This window comes from Elusimicrobiota bacterium, from assembly GCA_016721625.1.
Lineage (GTDB): Bacteria > Elusimicrobiota > Elusimicrobia > FEN-1173 > FEN-1173 > JADKHR01.
In genome coordinates, this window is the sequence record JADKHR010000001.1 from 1,408,178 (window position 1) to 1,430,519 (window position 22,342).

Below are 22,342 nucleotides of genomic sequence, written 5' to 3' on the forward strand. Positions count from 1 at the left end.
ACCCGCAGCGGTTTTCGGGCAAAGAATATGGTATTTCTTCGGCCCTGAAGTTTCCTCTCCCTCTCGTGACTGAGGTAGAAAGAAACGCCGTGTGGGAACGCCCGGGAGGCGTGGCCGTTTCAAGAAGTGGAGTCCCTGTTTTTCCCCCTCCTTCGCAAGGAGGGGGATGGGGGAGGTCTCATCCGTAACTGTCAAGAATTCGTTCAGTGAGACCCCTCCCTCACCCTCCCCTTGGGAAGGGGAGGGAACTTCCATCTTTTCGGGGATCCTTTCTTGAAGAGAGGTAAATCATTTTTTATTTCGCCGTAACGACTCCGCGGAGGACCCGGCCAAGAAGCCATCGTGTAAAGACGCGGGTTGGTTTTCCCCCTCCTTCGCAAGGAGGGGGATGGGGGAGGTCTCATCCGTGACTGCCAAGAATTCGTTCAGTGAGACCCCTCCCTCACCCTCCCCTTGGGAAGGGGAGGGAAATCGTTCCTGCCTATCGCTCGGGAAATCAGCGGCGCTTCGCCTCCATTTCGTCAAAGGCCTCCCGAAGTGCTAGAATTTTTTCGTGAGAAAACATCTTCGATCGATGGTCGCTGGAATTCTGGTCCTCTGTGGCGCGGGGGTCCGATGGGCTCGGGCAGAAACTCCTCCGACGGGATCCGTTTACGTGTTGACGGTGACGGGAGCCATTGATCCGGTGGTGAAAGATTACCTCTTGGACGGGTTTGATCGGGCGAAGAAAGGCGGGGCGGCGGCGGTTCTTCTTCGGCTGGACACACCCGGCGGGTTGTTGGACGCCACCCGGGACATCGTGCAGGGAATCCTCAACACGCCCGTGCCCGTCATCGTTTTTGTGGGACCCCAGGGAGCGCGGGCGGCCTCCGCCGGAGTGTTCATCACCCTGGCCGCCGATGTGGCCGCCATGGCGCCCCGGACCCATTTGGGAGCGGCGCACCCGGTGTCGTTGGGCGGAGGGGCGCCTTTCCTGCCGGGGGGCAAAGACGAGAAAGAGCGCGGAAAAGATGGGACGGAAGAAAAAAAAGGCGGGGGCTCCGTGATGGAAGAGAAGGTGGTGTCGGACGCCTCGGCCTACGCGCGGACCCTGGCCGCCACCAAGGGGCGGAACGCGGAATGGGCGGAAAAGGCCGTGCGCCAGAGCCTCTCCCTCACCTCAGAAGAAGCCCTGAAAGCCAACGTCATCGACCTCGTGGTCCTGGACGAGGCGGAACTTTTTCAGAAACTTGCGGGCCGGGAAATCAAAAAAGAGGGGCTCACCTTTAAGCTCGACTTGGCCAAGGCGAACCGGGTGGATTTCCCCATGAACCTGCTCCGTCGGTGGCTCCACACCATCGCGCACCCGAACGTCGCCTACCTGCTTTTGGTTTTGGGGTTCTACGCCCTGATCTACGAATTTTCGACCCCCGGCATCGGGCTGGGCGCCATTGCGGGCATCATCTGCTTGGTGCTGGCGTTTTTCTCGCTCCAGGTCCTTCCGCTTAACTTCGCGGGGCTGGCGCTTTTGGTGGCGGGGTTGATCATGATGGGGTTGGACGTCCTCGTCGGATCCCACGGGCTTTTGATTTTCGGCGGATTGATTTCCTTCGCCCTGGGCTCCTTCTTTCTCTTCGACGTGAACCAATCGGCGTTCCGGGTTTCCATGGAACTCATCTTGGCGGTCCTCCTCACCTCCGGCGGGTTCTTCGGCTTCGTGGTCCGTAAAATCTGGGTCGCGCGGCGGAAAAAACCCGTGACCGGAGCCGAAGAGTTGGTGGGCCGGCTGGCTGAAGTGAGGCCGGAAGGGCTTGTGTTTCTGGACGGCGCGCTTTGGACCGTCGAGGAAGGCGCCGAGGGGCTCGCCCCCGGGGCCCGCGTGCGTGTGGTCAAGGTGTCAGGAAATCGACTCATCGTCACAAAGGAGATCTAAATGTTCTTTTTTCCAGTGGTCATTATCGCGATGGTGCTGTGGCTGTTGGTCACCGCCGTCCGTATCGCCAATGAGTATGAACGAGCCGTCATTCTTCGGCTGGGACGTTTCCAAGCCATCAAAGGTCCCGGCCTTTTCTTCGCCATCCCCTTCAACGTGGACAAGGTCTACAAAGTGGACCTCCGCACGGTCACCTGGGACGTGCCGGTGCAGGAAGTGATCACGAAAGACAACGTTCCCTGCAAAGTGAACGCGGTCTGCTACTTTAATGTGATCGACCCGGAACGAGCCGTGCTCAAAGTCCAGGATTTCCGCATGGCCACGTCCCAAATCGCCCAGACGACGCTCCGGAGCGTGTTGGGCCAGGCCGACTTCGATGAACTCCTTTCCCACCGGGAAAAAATAAATTCCACGCTCCAAAAGATCATCGACCAGCAAACGGACCCCTGGGGCATCAAAGTCTCCATCGTCGAAGTGAAAGACGTCCAGGTACCGGAATCCATGCAACGCGCCATGGCCCACCAGGCGGAAGCCGAGCGGGATCGCCGAGCGAAGATCATCGCGGCCGAAGGCGAATTCCAGGCCGCCCAAAAATTGGCCGACGCCGCCCGCATCATCGCCTCGGAACCCGCCGCGCTCCAACTCCGTTTCCTTCAGACCGCCAAAGAAATCAGCGGCGACCGCGGCTCCACCTTCATCCTGCCCATCCCCGTGGAACTCTTGAAGTTCTTAGGGAAAAACTAAGCCACGGCCGGCGGGCCTCCGCGGGCTTTCCAACGGGAAGGCTGACACCTCCCCCTCGCCCTCTCCTTGTGAAGGAGGGGGGACACGGAATTTCCCTTATAAAACCTAATGACGGCGCCGTTGAAGTTCCCTCCCCTTAACAAGGGGAGGGTGAGGGAGGGGTAGCTTTTGAGCGGGCTTTGGGCGGGACCGGTTGGAGGCCATGGCCGTCCCACAGACTGGCGGCGTCCAGGGAATCGTCGATCATTTGGTCCATCTCCAGCTCCGTTTCGAGCCGTCGAACGATGGAAACGTCGGCGTTTGTTTTCGGTTTCTTGGCCATGAGCGAGCAACAGTCTTTGTAGGGTTGGATGGCCAGTTCGTAGGCGTTGATCTTTTGGGCCAGCCGGACGATGGACTCTTTGTCGTAGGAGATGAGAGGTTGAAACACCGGAACCGAGAGCCCCGTTTGGACGGCGGCCAGGTTTTCAAGAGTTTGGCTCGCCACCTGCCCCAAACTGTCCCCGGTCAGGAGCCCCTGGTAGTTCAGCCGCTGGGCCAGAATTTCACCCGCGCGAAACATGAAACGACGGAAAAAGACCGTTTCGTAGGAGGTGGGAACCCGAAGCGACGCCGCCACCTGGTACCGGTCATGGGGAACAAGATAGAGCCGTATACCCGGATTGAAAATTTTCAAAGCGTCGAAGAGCCCCGTGATCTTGGTGCCGACCACCTCTTCCGACGAGCGGTAGGGATGGAAATGCAGAAGGTCCACCCGGGCCCCGCGCCGAAGCATGAGCCAAGCCGCCACCGGGGAATCGATTCCCCCGGAGAAGAGGCAGAGCAGCCGTCCGGAAGACGACTGCGGCATCCCCCGCAAGCCTTCCGAACGGCCCGCGAAAAGAAAGATCTCCTTCCGCACGACCTCCACATGGATTGCCAAGTCGTGGTGGTCCAAATCCACCCGGAGGCCCGCCCCTTGAATTACTTTTTCCCCCAGCCGCCGGCAGATGTCCTGGGACGACAGGGGATAATTCTTCTCCGAACGGCGGGCGAAAACCTTAAAGGTGGTCGCGGACGGATGGCGTTTCACTTCCGCCAGGGCGGCGCTTTCCAGCCCCGCCCACCCCGGGTCCTCGGCGGTCCAGGGAAAGGCCACGCCGAAGGCATACCAGGCCACGCCGAAAACCGGTTCCAGGGCTAAAGAAATCTTCTCCCGATCCGCCGTGGGGGCCAGGTCCGCCAGGACCCGCGCGCTTTCAATGCGGACCTTGAGAACTTCCGGGCCCAGCCGGCGGCGGATGTCGTCCGCCAGCTTTGACTCAAAGACCCGGCGGTTTCCCCCCTTGGTCCCGATCTCCGAATAGTGGACAACAAGAACTTCGCGCATGGAGGAGGCATTCTACCACATTGCCCAAACCCGCCCCCTTTTTGACGCGAACGCTTTTCCCTCCCCTTCCCAAGGGGAGGGTCAGGGAGGGGTATGCCGTTGGGAGAACGGGTATGCTGTTGCCGTGAACTTGACTTGAAGAACTAAGACCTCCCCCCGCCCCCTCCTTGCGAAGGAGGGGGTGAATACCCCCCCCCCGCTTTCGGTCGCGTTGGGTCTGCCACGAATAGACCTTACGGTTTCCACATATTCCTTGAAAATTTCTGAAGAAGGGCTAGAATTGGGGATGCTTTTCGGCCGGTTGGTTTTATGATGAACCTTTCCCCTACAACATCCGCTCGCCACGTTCTAAGGAGCGCGGCAGGACTTTTCTTCCTCGCCGCCCACCTCCGCGCCATCCCGTTCAGCCCGAACCAAATCGACGTTCCGGGGGCCATCAACCAGGGGTTGGACCTGGGGAGCGCCGTTTGGGGCGATTACGACAACGACGGCGATTTGGATATCCTGGCGTGTGGCCGGGACGCCGCCAACGCGCGGCAGATCAGAATTTACCGAAACAACGCGGGGGCCTTCGCTCTCGTGAACGTGGCCGTTGGAGGGACGGGCCTTCAAGATTCCAGCGTCGCCTTCGGCGACATGGATGGGGACGGCGATCTGGACGTAGCGACGGCCGGGGTGGATTCCGGAGGGACCCGGCGGATTCGGGCCTACCGGAACGACGGCGCTCCCTGGACCGCGTTCACCTTGCTTCCCGACATCGACGCGCTGGGAGCGGGAGCCAACCGGTCGGACGTGGCGCTGGGTGATTTCGATGGAGACGGAGATTTGGACGTCCTCTTCAGTGGCCGCGACGCCGGCGGCCGCCGCCTGCGTGTCTACCGAAACAACGGGAACGGGTCTTTTGACCCCAACCAAATCGAACTGGCGGGCGGCGTGGAGTTGGGCGACGTGGCTTGGGGGGACTACGACAATGACGGGGATTTAGACATCCTCTTCTCCGGTCAAACGGGAGGGGCAGCCGCCAGCCGTGTGTGCAAGGTGTACCCCAACACCGGGGACGGGACCTTCGGGGCTTCCTTTAACGTCCTGAACGCCGCCACCGGGTTTTCCATCGGAGATATCCGTTGGGGCGACTTCGACAACGACGGGGATTTGGACATCCTGGCCGGTGGGACGGACCAAGCCGGGGCTCGCCAGCTTCGGGCCTACCGAAATACCGCGGGGGTGTTCGCCCAGGTCGAAATCCCGGGGGCCGGGCTGGGATACAGCAACAGTTCCTTCGTCTTTGGCGACGTCAACAACGACGGGACGTTGGACGTCGCGGCCCTGGGCACCACCGGCGCCAGCCGGGAAGTGCGGGTGTCCACCTTTAACGCGGGGACCAACGCCTTCACGGCGCCCCTCTATAATGTCGAAAGCGCGGGCAATCTCGGCCTTCAAAACGGCGGCATGGCTCTCGGGGATTACGATGGAGACGGCGACGCGGACATCCTGGCCAGCGGGGCCAGCACCACCGGCCGACAGGTGCGAATTTACAACAGTTCGGCCTCCCTCACGAACCCCAACACCGCGCCGCTGGCGCCCACCGCCTTGGCCGGGCGTTTCGGTTTTGTCCGCACCGGCGTTTCCGTGGCCAGTTTCACCTGGAACGCCGGGGCCGACGCGGGGGCGGTGGCCACGCGAACCCCGGCGAACGGACTCTATTACGACGTCCAGATTTCAACCTTGAACACCTTCGTCAAACTCACCGCCCCCAGCCTCCTGGGAAGCCAACCCGTGGGGACCACCCCCCAACAGGGCGGATACCTTCGCCCGCCCCCCATTTTCGGCGGCGCGACTCCCATTGGAATCATGCTCAAGTCCACCCAACCCTGGGCGGGGAACAACGCCCATCCCGGTCTCATCACCGACACCACCTATTATTTCCGCGTGGTCACCATCGACGCGGGGCTTCTCTCCAGCGGGTTCAGCGCCGCCGGAACTCTCTGGACGGGCGTGGCGCCCGCCACGTCCACCCTGACGGCGGCGACCGGCGTCTTCCCGGGAGACATTAACTTGTCCTGGAACGCCCCCGGCGACGATGCCGTCTACAACAACCTCAACGGGAACTTCCGCATTCAGTATTCCAGCGACGTCGCCACGGTGTGGAGCCCCAACACCACGCCCTCCGGAGCCACCACCGTCACCATCGCCACCTCCAACGTCGTGCCGGGGACGGCGCAAAACCGCGTCCTAAACGTGCCGACCAACGACACGTATTACGTTGTTCTCTGGAGCCAGGACGACGTGGGGGAATGGTCCCTGGTCTCCAACACGGCCAACGCGGTCCCGGCCGTTGTCACTCGTTCGGTGACGATCACCGGAAGCCCCTACGATTTCGGCGGTCAATCCGTCGGCGTCAGCACCGTGACCGCCACGGGCCTCACCGTCACCAACGACGGGAACGTCCCCTCCACCTATTCGCTTTCCGCTGCCACCAGTACGGCGGGAAGCCCTTGGGGCATCGGGGCCGCCCCGCCGCCGAACAATGATGTGGCCGTCGTCTACGCCGCTTTCCACCCCACCCGCCCCACCTCGGGAACCTTCGGTGCCGAGGACGTTTCCGGCCCCGCGAGCCTCCCTTCGACCGGGACCGCCTACACCATCGACGGGACTCAAACCGGCGTCTCCGTGGGAGTGGGCCTCACCCGAAACCTTTGGATCCGTCTCGACCTGCCGACCACCTCCAGCACCGAAACCCCCCAAAACATCGCCGTCACCATCACGGCCGGCCCTTAAGGAAATCAGTTTTAATATTTTGGGGGGGCTTGAAATCCCCTGAATTTCAGCTATTCTTAGCGGATGAGTTTCGCTTTCCGGCCCAGACTCTCGGTATTGCTGATCGCCCTTGTTGCGGGCGTTGTCCTTTGCCCATCCATCTCCCAGGCCCTTCCCTACAACGCCGCCCAACTGGATTTTGAAAACACCGCCACCGATCGGTTGACGGAGGGGGGGACCGCCTGGGGCGACATGAACGGCGACGGAAGGCTCGACCTGGTCCTGAGCGGCAACGATTCAGCCGGGAACCGCCGGATCAGTATCTACACGTTGGGGGCCGCGCCGGCCTACGCCATTCCCAATAACCCCTCAGCCAACGTTTTTGGCGCCGGGAGCACCGGGCTGGAAGACGGCGGCATCGCCCTGGGGGACTTGGATGGGGACGGGGACCTGGACATCGTCTTGACCGGGAACCAAGGCGCCGGGACCCAAAACATTTGGGTGGCCCGAAACGACGGCGCCTTGGCCTTCACCAAGAACGTCGTGGACGGGAACAACCTGGGCCTCGATTTAGGCAAACCCGCGCTGGGAGATTTCGACAACGACGGCGATTTGGACCTGTTGGTCAGCGGGGTGGATTCGGGGGGCAACCGACAGCTTCGGGTTTACCGCAACAACGGCAACGCCACCTTTGACGCCAACCAAATCGAAGTGCCCGGCGCCGCCAACGTGGGGTACAGCACCGGAAGTTCCGTGGCGTGGGGCGACTACGACGCGGACGCGGACCTGGATGCGCTGGTCTCCGGTTTTAACGGCGTGGGCCGCCAGGTCCACATTTACCGTAACAACGGAAACGGAACCTTTAACACCACTCCGATCGACGTGACCGCCGGGGTGGGCGGATTCCAGAACGGGGACGCGGCCTTCGGCGATTTAAACGCCGACGGGCTCTTGGACGTCGTGGCCATGGGGTTCGACAACACCAACAGCCAGCTCCGAGCTTACCGCAACAACGGGAACAATACCTTCACCGCCTTCGAAATCCCCGGCGCCGCCAACCTCGGCGTTCGGAACGGGGCCCTCGCGGTGGGCGACTCCGACAACGACGGCGATTTGGACGTGGCCGTGGTGGGCCTCCGCCCCGCCACCGGAAACGTGGAAATCTGGCTGTACCGAAACAATGGGGGCTTCGCCTTTACCCAATTCAATATCGAGGCCGCGGTCAACGGGGGCCTTCAAAACGGGGGCCTGGCCTGGGCCGACTACAACAACACGAGCGGCATTGATCTTTTGATCACGGGCATCGATAACGGCGCCGCCCGGCGGATGCGGGTCTATCAAAACAACATCACCACCGCCACCGCCCCGGGGGCCACGGCAAGTTTGGCGTCTACCTTCGTGTTCTCGGCGACAGCCGTCTCCACGGCCACCTTTAAATGGGACCCCGCCGCGGACGCGGGCTTGGGGCCAACCCCCGCCGCCCTGTTGGATTACGACATTGAAATATCCACCATGGCGACCTTCACCCCGGACACGGTGGCCCACCACAGCCGGGCCACCCCTCGGCGCGGGAACTACGACCGACCGCCCCAAATATTCGACGGGAACACCCGGCACGGCGTGATTCTCCGCTCCACGGCCCCTTGGAACCCGGCCCTGGCCCACCCGGGCCTCCGGACGGACACAACCTATTATTTCCGCGTGCGGACGGTGGACGCCGGGCTCCTGGAAAGCGCCCCCAGCGCGTCCTCCTCCCTTTGGACCGGCGTGGCTCCCAACGCGGTCACGCTGACCGCCGCCGCGGGGTCAGGCTCCGGCAATGTGAATTTGACCTGGACCTCGCCGGGAGACGACCAGGACAAGGCGACCTTGACGGGAAATTACATCATCCAATATTCCTCCAACATCGGCACCGTATGGAATCCCGCCGTTACTCCCGCAGGGGCCTATACGACGACCATCGCCACCACCATCGCCCCGGGCGCCGCCCAATCGACCTCCGTTACCGTGACCGACAACGGGGTGTGGTACTTCGTTCTTTGGAGCCAGGACGATGTAGGCCTTTATTCCCCCGTTTCCAACACCGCCAACGTGACGCCCCCCGCGCTTTATTTCACACCGACCCAAATCGACGTGGACGGGGCGAACGGCGGGCTCCAGAACGGTGGAGTGTCCTTCGGTGATTTCGACAACGACGGGGACATGGACATTTTGGCCAGCGGCGTCTCCGCCGGAACCAATTACCAGCTTCGAGTGTACCCCAATAACGGGAACGGGACCTTCGACCCCAACCAAATCGAGGTGGATGGGGCGAACGGCGGTCTTTACACGGGAGGCGTCGACTGGGGCGATTTTGACGGCGACGGCGACTTGGATATTTTGGCCTCCGGCATCACGAGCGGCGGGGCGGCCGCCAACAGCCAACTCCGCGTCTACCGGAACAACGGCAACGGAACTTTTGACGCCAACCAAATCGAAGTGGACGGGCTTAACGGCGGACTGAACGCCGGCGACGTCAAATGGGGAGATTTCGATAACGACGGAGACCTGGACATCGCCGCGGCGGGACTTGACGCGGCTAACGCGCGCCAGATCCGCGTTTATAAAAACAACGGGAACGGCACCTTTAACACCACCCAAATCGAGGTGGACGGCGCGGGGGGTGGGCTTCAGGACGGGATCGTCGATTGGGGGGATTTTGACGGGGATGGGGATTTGGACCTTTTAGCCCAAGGGTGGAACGGCGGGGCCAACAACAGCGAAATTCGCGTTTATCGGAACAACGGCAACGGCACCTTCGACCCCAACCAGATCGACGTGGACCCGGCCGCGGGGGTGGACGGGTATAACGGGAAACACAGCGCGGATTGGGGCGATTTTGACGCGGACGGAGATCTCGACATTCTCGTGGAGGGCGTGCTCGGAGGATTGACGACCCAGAGGCAACTGAGGGTTTACCAAAACAACGGAAATGGAACTTTTAACGCCGCTCAGATTGAAGTGAACGGGGTCAACGGAGGGAACTCCCGGGGCGGTGCCCAGTGGGGGGACATCGACACGGACGGCGACCTGGACATCCTCGTCCACGGGTTGACCGGAACCACCGCCGCCCTGGTCCCCGAATTGCGCGCCTACATCAACACCGGCGGCGGGGCCTTTACGTTAAACGAGCTCGAACCCACGGCGGCCGACGAAATCTATTTAGGGTCCCTGGACGTGGGCGACTACGATGCCGACGGCGACATGGATTTGGTTATTTCCGGCGTGGACACGGCGGGCAATAACCAAATCCGCGTCTACCGAAACCTTTCGACCATCCCGAACGTGGCGCCGAACGCCCCGACGGTGTTGAAGACCAGCTTCGGCTTCGCCGTGGTGGGAACGTCCACGGGGACCTTTATGTGGAACGAGGGCATCGATAACGCCCCCGGGGCCACCCCAGAGGCCGGGCTGAACTATTACATCGAGATCTCCACCGTTCCCGCCTTCACCTCCTTGGTCCAAAGCGGATCCTTTGATCCGCCCAAGACCTACGACGGCGGAACCAAATACGGGATGTTCCTCACCTCCACCTCCCCCTGGACATCGGGTTCCGCGAACTACGGCCTGCAAACGGACACCACCTACTATTTTCGGGTGAAAACGGTGGATGCGGGCCTACTGCAAAGCCCCTTCACCCTCATCACCCTGGCCACGTCCACCCTGTGGACCGGGGTCGCCCCAACCACCTCAACGATCGCGGCGGCCGCCGGAACTTTTCCCGGCCAAATCAATCTATCTTGGAACTCAGCGGGGGACGACGCCGTCTATAAAAACCTTATCGGAAACTACCGCATTCAATATTCCACCACGGCCGCCACCGCCTGGAGCGACACCTCCACCCCGTCGGGCGCCGTCACGGTGACCCTGGCGACCACCGCGATCCCAGGCGCCGCCCAGTCAACGGTCCTAAATGTTCCCACCAACGACACCTATTACATCGTCCTCTGGAGCCAGGACGACGTGGGCAACTGGTCCTTGATCTCCAACACCGCGAACTCCGTTCCCCAGGTGATTATCCGATCGCTCACCCTCAGCCCTTCCTCCTACGACTTCGGAACCCAGTCCGTTGGCACGAGTTCCAACACGGCAACGGCCATCACCGTGACAAACGACGGGAACATCGCCAGCACCTATTCTTTTTTCGCGAGCACCTCGACCAGTGGAAGTCCCTGGAGCATCGGAACAGCACTGCCGAGCGTGGACGATGTGGTGGTGGTCCTGGGCGGTTTCCACGCCACCCGCCCCGCCACCGTGGACTTTGGCGCGGAAGATGTCATCGGTCCCGGCAACCAATCGTCCTCGGGGACCCGCTACTCCATCGATGGAACCCAAACCGGGGTCTCGGTCCCCGTCGCCGGAGCCCGAAACCTTTGGATCCGCCTCGACACCCCCACCAGCTCCAGCACCGAAACCCCCCAAAACCTAACCGTCACCATCACCTCCGGACCCTAAAAATATTTGGGGCTTCCGGGTTTCCCGTAAAAGTCGATGTGATTTTTTTGACTCGCCCCCCCATGAGGCGTTGTGAGCACGACGTTTTGACGGTTGCGGCGCGGCCCGTTGTGCCGGCGATTGGCCGTTGAGCCGAGCCGGTCTCGGTTTGGCGGCGAAGCCGACAGAGACCGGTCCCGAAGGGACATTTGAGGGCCGCCCGTCAAAACGGCGCGCGGAAGCCGTCCCGTTCAACATGGACATCCGAAGTCGGGACGGCACCGACCGTGGTGTTGAACTGTAAGACGGTGCCGACCGGGGCGCATTTCTTTTCCGTCCCTTTTCTTTGGGCGTGCAAAGAAAAGGGACCCGGGGTCGGAGGGGGTGGAGCCCCCTTGCCTGAAAGCAAATAGAGTCCGGTGGTTTCCTCTAAAACCAACAGGAAACCCAGAAGCCCCGAAAATTATGGGTGTGAACCGAAGCGGGTTTCGAGTTTGAAGGTGAGACCGCTCAGCGTCGTCTGCTGGCGGTTATAGGAGATGACGGCGCCGTCGGTGCCTTCCACATGAAGCCGGCGGTTGCCTTGTCCCAGGATGAACCAGTCTTGCCAGAGGCCGCCCACTTCAAAAGAGAGTCGCGGAGTGATCCGCCACCCCACGCCGGCCTCCCCCTGGAAAATGGACCCCGCGGACGCGTCGGTCTCGGCGTCGAAAATTTGGACATAGTAATGGGCGGCGGCTTGCCAGCGGACGTAAAGTTTTTTTCCGTGGGTCCCGGCCAGGCCGAAACCGATCCCCTCGGCGGAAATTTCGGTGACGTCGTCAAACCCTTCCGGTGCCGAGGTGCTTTTGAAAACGAAATCCTTCCGTTTGAAAATCTCTCGCACCACCGACAGGTGGACCTGGGCTTCCACCGGCCAGCCCTTTAGAGGCCGATGGTAGGTGAGGAAAGCGTTGGTGAACCCGACGTTCATTGAATTGGACTGGTAGTCTCCCCCCGCCACATCCGGAACCGTCTCCCGGCCGTAAGTCCCGCCGCCGAACACCCCGGTGTGCCAAAGCCCCACCCCCCAGAACCCCTCGGCGCGCGGGTCCTGCCGCCAGTCCAGCCGATAGAGAGGGGCGGTGTTCCCTTCGAACCGGTTCACATAGCCCTGGGGAAGGATCTTGCCTTCCCCCCGGTATTTAAGTTGAGCCGCCGGAGCCACCGTGAGAGAAAACTCCCCGGCGGAAACACCGAGAGCCAACAACCACAGGAGAAGTCCCGGAAAAAATCGTCTCATCTCAGTAAGTCCAACCGACGGCGAGGAAGGGACCGAATAGGTCGATCTTATTGATCGGTAGGCTCGCGGTGGCGCTCGGGGAGGCGCCGGCGGTGAACCGGCGTCCCCCGGGCACGAAGATCTCGTACAACTGTCGAGCATAACCAACGGAAACGCGCCAGCGGGGCCACGCCACCCCCCCCTCCAAACGAAGCGCGTAGGTGTAGCCCCCTTGGTGAACCGACCCGCCGTCGGTGTCCAACCGATTGTCCGTCCAGAAATAGCGGCCGAGGAGGATTTCGCCGTCCCAGAACAGCGCGGGCCCCCGCCCCATGGGCCGACCTTGGCCCTTGCCGTGAAAACCAAGGTGGCCTCCCAAAGCCATTTGGGTTTCATGGGAAGAACCGGGTTCCGGAATTCCGTCCAAAGAAACATCCTTCTGGCGGATCTGATGATGCGCTCCGTTGAGGCCAAAAACCACCTCCACGGGAGAACCGGCCAAGGGACGTCGAAGATCGATCCAGAGGGATTGGAGGGACAATTCCATCTGCCCGGTTTGTTGCTGGGTGGCCGATTGGGAGTTTCCAAATTCCGCGGCATAGGTCGGCCGATTGATCCAATATTGCATTTGGAACCCCAGGTCCCGGGTAAGTTCCGTCCGCCAGCGGAGCCCCGCCGCCGGCGTCCAGGGTTTAACTTTTAGTTCCCACCCGTGCGGGACCTCGCGGTAGCCCACCCCTTCGTATTCCATCCGGGCCTGGGGAATCCATTGAACGGACAACTCGTCCGCCCGGAGGCCCGCCACCCACAGGAGCCCCAGCAGGAAGAGACCTGCGGAACGTATCGATGGGTTCAAGAGGCGACCAACCGCTCGTAGAGGGACATGGTTTTTTCCACCATGCTCTCCAGGGAATAATGGAGGCGAACGTTTTCTCCCGCGGCGCGGGCCATCTCCTGAGCCAAGGTCCGGTCCGCCAGAAGGCGGCGAATGGCCGACGCGAGGGCCCCCGCGTCCCCCGGTGGAACGAGGAGGCCCGTCTTTCCATCTTTGACGAGTTCCGAATTCCCCCCCACGTCGGTCGCCACGACGGGGACCCCCATGCACATGGCTTCCCGAAGCACGCCGGAAAAACCCTCGCCCGCCAAGGACGACAGGACGCTGAGGGTCAAGAGCGATAAAACTTCCGGCATGTCCGTCCGAAAACCGGCCAGCGTCACGTGCATTTCGATCCCCAGGGCGCGGACTTTTTCCCGGGCTTCCGTTCCGTCCGTATCTTTCCCCACCAGCAGGAAATGGGCGGGGACCCCGGCGTCGAGGATTTCTTTGGCGGCTTCCAGGAAAAAGGTTTGGCCCTTCCACCAACTGAAGTGGGTGAGGTTTCCGATCACGGGGCGGTCCGTGGGAAGCTTGAGGTCCCGCCGCAGATAATCCGCCGCCGGACGCGGGGCGAAGCGTTGGACGTCCACCCCGCTGTGGATCACCGTGATTTTGTCGGGGGCCACGCCGCCGCCGATCAAGACGCGGCGGATGTCCTCCGACACGGCCACATAGGTGCGGATTTTTTTTGTGCGGTATTTCCACTGGCTGAAAACGTTCCACTTTTTGAGCCGGAACGAAACACGGCGAGAGACCACCAGGCGCGGGACGGGAGCGAAGAGGCCGGCCAGGAGGGCGATGGCGTGGGCGCGGGGATGATGGGCGTGGACGACGTCGGGCTTAAAGCGGCGGATGGTCTGCGCCAGCCGCCAGGCCGCGCGAAGGTCGTAGTCTTCCCGGAGCGGGCAAACCGTGACCTCCACCCGGCTTTCCGGGAGGTGGCGAAGAAGTTCGCTTTCCGGAGGGCAAAAGAGCGCCGCCGCGTGGCCGCGTCGAACCAAACCCACGCACAGGTTCCACAACTGGACCGTTCCGCCGGACCAGCTCCGACTCTCCGTGACGTGGAGGATCCGCATGAACTATTGCGGGTCCTGTAGCTCTTGCTGGGTTGAATTTTGGACGGCGATGGCCTGGTTGGCCTTGGCGGTCACGTCTTTGGCTTTCTCCGTGGCCGTTATCAAGCTTCCCGTGTACCGGGTCACCGTGTTGTCCACCCGGACCTCCGGTTTGTTTTCTTTTTTACAGCCGGGGAGAAGACCCGCCAGGATGAGGAACAGGAACCCTTTTTTCACTTAATGCCTCCCAGTTTTGACATTGACGGCCGGACTCGTTCCCACGGTTTCCCAAATGTCTCGGGCGGCCACCCGCAGGCTTAAAGATCCGCGGGGAAGGGAATCCCGCGGTTCGGAAAAAAAGTAGGGGGCGGCAAACACCGGCCGCCCCAGGCGGGACCAAATCTTCCCGTCCGTGGAACTTTCGAGCCAGACCGCTTCCACATCGGCTCCCTCCACCGCGGCCCAAACCACCAGATGGCTTCCAACGGTGGATCGGTCGGGAGGGAGGCGAAGCGTGACCACCGGCCCGGTGCTTCGCGCGGGAACCAGTTTAAGCGCGACGGCGGGGGAATAGGACACGGCCGGGAATTGAAAGGCCTCCGTGCTGGTCCGAGGAGGTTCGCCTTCGGCTTTGTCCCGCCACCAGGCCTGGACCGGACCGCCCGATCGCGCTCCGGCCAGAACGGGGGAACGATCCTCCCCCTTCAATGTTTCATCGGGGGAAAAAAGCGCGACGAAATTGGGTGTGGCCGAGGAGAGGGCGGGAAGGGGGACCTCCACCCAGAACCAGCGGGCCTCCCCCACGCCGTCCAGGGGCTGTTTGGGATCGCTCGCCAGGGGAATGTCCTCCGTTCGCGTCAGCGAATACCGCCGGCTCTGGGGCCAAGAGGGTTCCGGCGAGACGGCCGCGACGATTTCGCCCGGCACCACCCGGCGGTCCCAATCGGGGCGCCCGGGTTTCCGTTCCGTTTTCATGGCCCCCAGCTTGGCGCCGATAAAAGCGCGCGCCCAGGGCCCCGCCGGAACGGGTGGGAGGCGCGCCACCCAGCTTCTCCCGTAACCCACGGAAAAACCATAGGTTTCCCCGCCGTCGGCCAGAAAACGAAAATCGTTCAAACTGGGCTTGGAGGAAAGGTAGAGCGGCGCTCCCGGCGGGAACCGAGGTTCCGGTTCGGCGACGGGAGCGGGGGGAACCGCCAGGGTGACCGTGGGAATAGGTTTGGCGGCCAGCGGAGCGGGCTTGGCGGCGGGCCGCGCGGTTTTAGCCGGAGGAAGGGCCACGGCGCGTTTTCCGGGAGCGGGTTTCGCCGACGGTTTTGGAGGCGGCGCGGTGACGCAGGAGGAAAACAGGACAAAAGCAAACGCCGGAAGTGCGCGGGGAGCCCACCGTCTCATTTGGGGTGCCGTAAAGATTTCAGCTGGCGGACGAGGACGTCCAGATCATCAATGGAATAAAATTCCAGTTTCACCCACCCTTTGGTTTTCCCCCGCGCGTCCAAAACGACGCGGCGGCCGAGAAGCCGTTGAAGTTCTTCTTCCATGTGGCGGAGATCCGGGTTCTTCCTCTTGGGAACGCGGACGCGGCCGTCCCGCAGGGCGCCGGCCCAATCCGCCACCAACCGCTCCACCTCCCGAACGGTCAGTTTTCCTGCACCACGCGTTTGCCCAGTTCCTCCTGCCCGGCCCGGTCCGCGAGGCCCAGGAGGGCCCGGGCGTGGCCTTCGCTCAGGAGGTCCTCCATGAGGGCGTTCCGAAGCATCTGCGGGAGTTCCAACAGGCGGAGTTTATTGGCCACGGCCGAACGGCTTTTGCCGAGCCGGCGGGCGGCTTCCTCCTGGGTCAGGCCGGCCTCTTCCATCAACCGCCGAACCGATTCGGCTTCTTCGATGGGGTTCAGGTCCTCGCGCTGGAGGTTTTCCACCAGCGAAAGCTCGTGGCGTTCCCGCTCGGTGACGGTCCGCACCACGCAGGGCACGTCCACCAACCCCGCCATGCGGGAGGCCCTGAGACGCCGTTCCCCGGCCACCAACTCGAATTCGCCGGGCACCGCCGAGGGGGCCACCAGGAGCGGTTGGGCCAGGCCGTGGATCTTGATCGAGTCGGCCAATTCTTGAAGCGAGTCCGGCGAGAACCGGGTGCGGGGCTGGTACCGGTTGGGGCGGATTTTGTCGATGGAAATCTTGGAGATGGAACTTTCCGCCGGAGCGTTGTTCCCCATGACGGGTTTCAGCAAGGCTTCCAAGCCACGTCCCAGCGCTTTGTGGGCCATTCGTTTCTCCTTAAACCGGGGTCGCCTGGGGCTCTTCGAGGGGGACGTGCGGCATTTCGCCGCGCCGTTCCAAGAATTCCTTGGCTAAAGTGAGATAGGCCCCGGCGCCCGTGGAATGCCGGTCGTAGACCAGGGCAGGCAACCCGTGGCTCGGGGCCTCGGCCAGCCGCACGTTCCGCGGGATGGCGGTGCCGTAAAGTTTCGTGCCAAAAAATTTCTTGATTTCGGCGTAGACCTGCTGGGACAGGTTCGATCGACCGTCGAACATGGTCACCAGCACGCCCTCCAGTTCCAAGCGGGGGTTCAATCCGGCCCGCACCCGGTCGATGGTGTGGACGAGCATGGAGAGCCCCTCCAAGGCGTAGTATTCGCAGGGCATGGGGATCAGCACGGCGTCCGAGGCGGCCAGGGCGTTCACGGTCAGCAAATTGAGCGCGGGCGGGCAGTCGATGAAAATGTATTTATACACTTTGTGAAACTTCTTCAGGGCGGCGCGCAAGCGGCCTTCCCGATTCTCCCCGTTGACCAGTTCCAATTCGGCGCCGTAGAGGTCCATGTGAGAGGGCGCCACGTCCAACCATTCCACCCCGCTCTCCTTTAAAATGTCCTCCAGCGGAGCGCCTTCCAGGAGGACGTGGTGGATGTGCTTGACGAGCCCGTCCCGTTGGATACCCAAACCCGACGTCAAGTTCGCCTGGGGATCGATGTCGATCAAAAGGGTTTCTTGCCCCAAATGCGCCAGGGACGCGGCCAGGTTGATGGCGGTGGTGGTCTTCCCCACGCCGCCCTTCTGGTTGGCGATGGAAATAACGCGGGCCATCAGTCCAGGTCCATATCGCGGATCGGGGGCTTTCCCTCGGGATCGTCTTTCGCCCGGCGAAGGAGGTCTTCAAAAGACTTTTTCAAACGGTCGGTCTTGGATTTTTCCGACTCGATGGATTGCTGGAAAAGGCTCTCCCGCCGTTGCGGGTCCTGCTGGAGCAAATGAACCGCTTCGTCCATGTCTTCCACGGGCTTGGGTTTAACCGCTTCCTTATGGCCGACCACCGCCCTCGCCTCGGGGCTGATGGTCAAGGCCGCGTGGCAGTGGGGACACGTCACATCGAAGGCGGAGGAGCGCATGGGATCGCCCGCATTATACCACAGTCGGGGAGGGGACTATTCTTCCAGGACGAAATCGATCGGTTGGCTGAACTTCACGGCCACCACGCGGTCCCCGGCGCGGGCCGGTGAAAAGCGGGCGAGAGATAAAACCTTTTTCGCAGCCGCGTCGAAAAGAGCGCCGGCCGAGGCGCCGATGTCGACGTTCGATACCTCGCCGTTTCGATTGAGATGGACAAAGGCCACCACATGGCCTTCCCGCCCGGCCAGGCGTTCCTGTTCGGGATAGAAACGGCGAAGATTTTTAATCAGCTCCTCCCGGTTCAAAAGGCGGGGCCTTTCCGTCAAGTACACCCAGTCCACCTCCCCTTCCCCCCCCGTGCCGAGGCCGCCCGGCCCCTGGCTTTCCCCCATCACCTCACCGGTTCCCGTGGAGGGAGCCGTGGACTTTGACAGAGGGTTACTGAGGTCCGTGGGGTTCACCAACGTTTTGGTGTTGGCTGTCGGAAGTGTCCATTCCACCCCCCGGGTGGCGATCCCCCCCCCCGCCTTGGTGGGACCGGGCGTCGGTTTCTCCACCCGGGGCGCCCCGGTGCCGGGGTTATTGGATTTCATGGCTTTCCGCGGGTCGGTGGTCAGTCGGTAGGGACGAGTGAGGTCGACTTCAATGGCATCGGGCCGCGCCCAGGAAGGCGTGAAATCCAACCCCTCCGGCCGGTGAACCAGAGCCCAATACAACCCGCCGTGGATCAGAACCGAAAGGGCCAGGCCCATTTGGAACGGTGGGACCCGGCGAAACATGTCCATGAGCGCCTCGCTATCGAGAAGACGGCGCCTTGGGCCGAACCTCGAGCGCCACCCGTTTGACACCGGCGGCGCGGATGGTATCCAAGAGTTCCACCACCGCGCCGTAGGGAAGCCCTTCCTCCGCGGCCAAGGTGAGCCGGAGGTCCGGTTCCAGCTTCTGGCGAATCTTTAACTCCTGCGACAAACTGACCAAGGTAAAAGAGGATTTTTCCAAGAGGATTTTGCGATCCGCCGTGAGGGTGACTTGAAGCGAAGAGGAGGCCTTCTCCCCCGTGGCGGCCCGGGGCACGGAAACGGTCAACGCCCGGCGGGCGATCAGAGGCGCCGTGGCCATGAAAATGATCAGGAGCACCAGCACCACGTCCACCAGAGGCGTCACGTTGATGCCGGTGATCAACCCCTCGGTTTTTTCCTCGGAAGCGCCCACCCTATTTGCGTTCCGGCCCGTGAAGGAGGGAAGGACCGACTTCCTTGAGCGCCGCCAGGAGCCGACGGGAAAGGGCGTCCGTCTCGGCCAAAAGCTCACCCGAACGTTTCATGAGATAGTTATAGGCCATGACGGCCGGAATAGCCACCAGGAGCCCCACCGCCGTGGCGATCAACGCCTCCGAAAGGCCCTGCATCACCACCTCGGGCCCCGCCGTGGCGGAACCCGCCAGGTCGCCAAAGGCCTTGATCACGCCCAGCACGGTGCCGAACAACCCCACAAAGGGGGCGTTGTTTCCCAGGGTTCCCAACACCCAGAGGCGTCGTTCCAAAAAGTATTTCCCTTCGATCCGCGCCGCGGCCAGCCGCTCCTCCACCGCCGCGGCGCCCGCTTCGGGCCGGTCCAGGCCCGCCCGCAGGATGGCCGCGGCCACCCCCTCCGCTTGCGCCACGGACGTGGCCGCCTGGGCCACGTTCCCTTGGTTCAAGGACATCGCGGTTTTCTCTTTGAACACGAGAAAAGCCCGGCGTTCCCTCCGTTGGACGACGAAGCGCTCAACGATGACCGCCACCGTGAGAACCGAAGCCAAGAGCAAGAGATCGATGACCCACCCGCCGCCGGTCCCGACCAGCGCCTGGAGCGCCGAGGACCCGTTCATCGAGACATCCGCAAAACAGCCAAACAGTTTTCCGCGACCACGTGATCCTCCGTTTCCCGATCGAGATTGATCAGCATCCGCTCAAAATCCGCGTCGTCCCCCAGTTGGCCGAGACCGTAAGTGGCGAGGGCGCGGATCACCCAGTCCGGGTCGTTCAGATAACGGCGCAAGATGTCCACACCCTGGGCGTCCCCGCGACGGCCCAACTCTTGGGCCGCGAAGAGCCGAAGCACCAGAGACGTGTCGGTCTGGGCCACCCCCGCCAGTATCCCGCGAACCATCGGATTCCGTTGGGCCGCCAGCCCTTCCACCACCCCGAACCTCACTTGGAGACTGGGGTCCCGGAGCGACGTTTCAAATAGGCTCAAGTCCACGCGGGTGTTGTCGTGGCCCAAGGCGACGAAGGCCGATCCCCGCACCGGCTGATTGGGACTCGAGCGGGCGATGTTCTCCAGGCGGTTCACCAGGGTCAGGTTGCTTGTCCCGGCCAGACCTTCCGTCAGAAGGAAACTGATGTCGGTGTAGCGGACATACAAACCGAACCCCTGGGGGGTGACCAACTTGATCACTTCGTTCAGGGAAGGATCCAAAACAACGACTTCCGGGGGCCTTTCCGTGGCGATTTTTTCCAAGAGACCAACGAGTTCGGCGTCGATCTGGGGCGGCACGAGCTGGGAGCCGGACACCCGGGCCCGAGGGGCCGTCACGACCAGGGGTTCCAATTCAAAGAGACTGCCCACCTTGGCCGGAGGCCGATTGGCCGAGCGGATCGGCGCCGGGGGGACCGGGTTCGCCGGCGCGGCGTTCCGGCGGCCCCAAAGTTTCAACCCGGCGATGCAGAGTTCCGCCAGGGCGAAATGGTTGTCCCGCTCGCGCCCGATACGCCCTAGGATCAGGTCGGCGTCTTCCGCCGTTCCCAGGTCGCCCAGATAACGGGCCGCCATGGACCGCATCAGCCAGTCCGTGTCCGAAAGGAACCCAATCAACCGGGCCTTCCCCTCGGGAGCGCCCAACCGAACGCAGGCCCGCGCCGAAAACACACGAATCAACGGGGACCAACTGTGTTGCGAGGCGTCCAGAAGAAGCGGCAAGGCCTCGGGAAGGTTCCACGCCTCCAGGGCCTCCACCGCGGCGAACTGGATCGCCACGTCGCGGTCTAGAAGGGCTTCTTTGAAAAACTTGAGGTGTTCCGGCCTCTTTTGGGCGGCCAGAACCAAAAGGCTCTCCGCCCGGGCGCGGCGCCCGGACTGGAAACGCGCCACCTCCACCAACCGGCCCTGGAGCTGTCGGTCGTTGGAAAGGGAAAGGGCCTGGGCCACGGGAACACCGATTTCCAAAAACCGATACTTGAGGCGATAGCCCTCGGGAGTCGTCAGAGCGACGATGTCCTTGAGCGCCGTCTCCCGGAAATCGTCCGGGGTCAAGGTGAGGAGCCGCCGGTCGTCCACCAGTTGGACCAGTTTCGGCACCGTCGCCGCCTCCGCCCGCTGGTTCATGCCCGCGCGGTTCTCCTCCGGCGACAACCGAGGCGGCCGAGACTCCGCCGCGCCCCCGCACGCCGAAAGCAGAACCGAAACCCAAAACCCAAACCCCGCGATTCGTTTTCCCTGCATCAGACACCTCCCCACTTTCCAAAAATAGCCGAGGATGGGACTCAAACCCACAACCTCCCGCTTACAAGGCGGGTGCTCTATCATTGAGCTACCTCGGCGCGAATGACCGGGCCCTCTGGGCCCATTCGCGCCTGTCCTCGCGCTCCGCGCGAGGGCGGCGCCACCTGTATTCCTTTTCCTTATTTGTTTCTAAAAATGACCACCCCTCACGCCTGAACCATCCTACGAACCGTTGCAACGGCAGGCGTCGCGCGCGAGGGCGGCGCCATGGCCCGGGGCGCACCCGTCCCTGAGCAAAATAATACATCACTTTTAAATTGAGAAGGTTATCGCGATGAAGAAACGGAAGACGGGCGGTTCCGCTGGAGATACCTGGAAAACCAATCGGCGGCGGCGCGACCCACTTCTTCCAGGGCCCCTGGTTCGGGGAAAAGATGCGTGGCGCCGGGGACGATATGAAGGGCGTTCTCTCCCGCCAAGTGGGGCGCCGCTTGACGGTTTTTTTCGATGACCGAAACGTCCTTTTCCCCGACGATCAAGAGCGTGGGGGCGATCACCCGAGAGAGGCAGTCCCCCGCGAGATCCGGCCGACCGCCCCGGCTGACCACGGCTTGAACTTCCAGGGGCCGTTCCGCCGCGGTTCGAAGAGCCGCCGCCGCGCCCGTGCTGGCGCCGAAGAGACCGATCCCAAGGTTCCCGGTCACAGGGGATTGGACCGCCCAATCCAGAACACCCATCAGCCGCGCGGCCAGGAAGGGAATATCAAAACTTAAATGGCCCCGCCACCGGTCTTCTACCGATTCCGAGGGGGTGAGCAAATCGAACAGGAGCGCGGCGACCCCAGCGTCCGTCAGCGCCTCGGACACTTTCCGGTGGCGCGGGCTGTGGCGGCCGCTTCCCGAACCGTGAACGAAAAGGACCAACCCCGTGGGGGCATCGGGAAGGAAAAGGTCGCCCAGGAGCGCCACCTCGCTCAGGACGATTTTGACAGGGCGCTCGGCGGTGTGGTGGCTGAGGAT

General features: G+C 62.5%; 19 protein-coding genes and 1 tRNA gene. 4 read left to right on the forward strand and 16 right to left on the reverse strand.

The features are described from left to right. Positions 1-553 precede the first annotated feature (553 nt). A complete protein-coding gene (locus IPP35_06045; protein ID MBL0058659.1) occupies positions 554-1,912 on the forward strand; it encodes a nodulation protein NfeD in 1,359 nt (452 codons plus the stop codon). Beyond that, the gene (locus tag IPP35_06050; protein MBL0058660.1) at positions 1,913-2,656 is read left to right on the forward strand and encodes a slipin family protein; all 744 of its coding nucleotides are present in this window, start codon (positions 1,913-1,915) and stop codon (positions 2,654-2,656) included. 136 nt (positions 2,657-2,792) lie between these two features. On the opposite strand, the gene thiI is transcribed toward IPP35_06050, so the two are convergent. Continuing rightward, positions 2,793-4,025: a tRNA 4-thiouridine(8) synthase ThiI gene (gene thiI / locus IPP35_06055; GenBank protein MBL0058661.1), complete on the reverse strand. Its 1,233-nt coding sequence runs from the start codon at positions 4,023-4,025 to the stop codon at positions 2,793-2,795. A gap of 309 nt (positions 4,026-4,334) precedes the next feature. Between thiI and IPP35_06060 the strand changes: the two genes are divergently transcribed. Beyond that, positions 4,335-6,803: a VCBS repeat-containing protein gene (locus tag IPP35_06060; protein ID MBL0058662.1), complete on the forward strand. Its 2,469-nt coding sequence runs from the start codon at positions 4,335-4,337 to the stop codon at positions 6,801-6,803. Between the two features lie 63 nt (positions 6,804-6,866). Beyond that, positions 6,867-11,276, forward strand: a complete 4,410-nt coding sequence (locus IPP35_06065) for a VCBS repeat-containing protein (GenBank protein ID MBL0058663.1) — start codon at positions 6,867-6,869, stop codon at positions 11,274-11,276. 442 nt (positions 11,277-11,718) lie between these two features. Here IPP35_06065 and IPP35_06070 read toward each other — a convergent pair whose 3' ends face one another. The 15 genes from IPP35_06070 to IPP35_06140 form a co-directional block, all read right to left on the reverse strand. Continuing rightward, the gene (locus tag IPP35_06070; GenBank protein ID MBL0058664.1) at positions 11,719-12,537 is read right to left on the reverse strand and encodes a hypothetical protein; all 819 of its coding nucleotides are present in this window, start codon (positions 12,535-12,537) and stop codon (positions 11,719-11,721) included. A 1-nt stretch (position 12,538) separates the two neighbouring features. Next, positions 12,539-13,372, reverse strand: a complete 834-nt coding sequence (locus tag IPP35_06075; protein ID MBL0058665.1) for a hypothetical protein — start codon at positions 13,370-13,372, stop codon at positions 12,539-12,541. Then, positions 13,369-14,469: a glycosyltransferase gene (locus IPP35_06080; GenBank protein MBL0058666.1), complete on the reverse strand. Its 1,101-nt coding sequence runs from the start codon at positions 14,467-14,469 to the stop codon at positions 13,369-13,371. Before IPP35_06080 ends, IPP35_06075 begins: the two co-directional genes overlap by 4 nt. Before the next feature lie 3 nt (positions 14,470-14,472). Continuing rightward, positions 14,473-14,685, reverse strand: a complete 213-nt coding sequence (locus IPP35_06085; GenBank protein ID MBL0058667.1) for a hypothetical protein — start codon at positions 14,683-14,685, stop codon at positions 14,473-14,475. Further along, complete coding sequence (locus IPP35_06090; GenBank protein MBL0058668.1) at positions 14,686-15,843, reverse strand: hypothetical protein; 1,158 nt, start codon at positions 15,841-15,843, stop codon at positions 14,686-14,688. Beyond that, a complete protein-coding gene (locus tag IPP35_06095; GenBank protein MBL0058669.1) occupies positions 15,840-16,064 on the reverse strand; it encodes a hypothetical protein in 225 nt (74 codons plus the stop codon). Before IPP35_06095 ends, IPP35_06090 begins: the two co-directional genes overlap by 4 nt. A gap of 23 nt (positions 16,065-16,087) precedes the next feature. Then, positions 16,088-16,717: a ParB/RepB/Spo0J family partition protein gene (locus IPP35_06100; GenBank protein ID MBL0058670.1), complete on the reverse strand. Its 630-nt coding sequence runs from the start codon at positions 16,715-16,717 to the stop codon at positions 16,088-16,090. Between the two features lie 10 nt (positions 16,718-16,727). Then, positions 16,728-17,537: a ParA family protein gene (locus IPP35_06105; GenBank protein MBL0058671.1), complete on the reverse strand. Its 810-nt coding sequence runs from the start codon at positions 17,535-17,537 to the stop codon at positions 16,728-16,730. Further along, entirely contained in the window at positions 17,537-17,839 is a 303-nt protein-coding gene (locus tag IPP35_06110; GenBank protein ID MBL0058672.1) for a hypothetical protein, read from the reverse strand. Before IPP35_06110 ends, IPP35_06105 begins: the two co-directional genes overlap by 1 nt. Positions 17,840-17,875: 36 nt before the next feature. Then, entirely contained in the window at positions 17,876-18,625 is a 750-nt protein-coding gene (locus IPP35_06115) for an energy transducer TonB (protein MBL0058673.1), read from the reverse strand. A 10-nt stretch (positions 18,626-18,635) separates the two neighbouring features. Next, positions 18,636-19,052, reverse strand: a complete 417-nt coding sequence (locus tag IPP35_06120) for a biopolymer transporter ExbD (GenBank protein MBL0058674.1) — start codon at positions 19,050-19,052, stop codon at positions 18,636-18,638. 1 nt (position 19,053) lies between these two features. Then, positions 19,054-19,710, reverse strand: a complete 657-nt coding sequence (locus tag IPP35_06125; GenBank protein MBL0058675.1) for a MotA/TolQ/ExbB proton channel family protein — start codon at positions 19,708-19,710, stop codon at positions 19,054-19,056. Continuing rightward, on the reverse strand, positions 19,707-21,323 hold the full coding sequence (locus IPP35_06130) for a HEAT repeat domain-containing protein (GenBank protein ID MBL0058676.1): 1,617 nt from the start codon (positions 21,321-21,323) through the stop codon (positions 19,707-19,709). Before IPP35_06130 ends, IPP35_06125 begins: the two co-directional genes overlap by 4 nt. Before the next feature lie 26 nt (positions 21,324-21,349). Beyond that, positions 21,350-21,421, reverse strand: a tRNA-Thr gene (locus tag IPP35_06135). Between the two features lie 228 nt (positions 21,422-21,649). Next, complete coding sequence (locus IPP35_06140) at positions 21,650-22,342, reverse strand: dienelactone hydrolase family protein (protein ID MBL0058677.1); 693 nt, start codon at positions 22,340-22,342, stop codon at positions 21,650-21,652.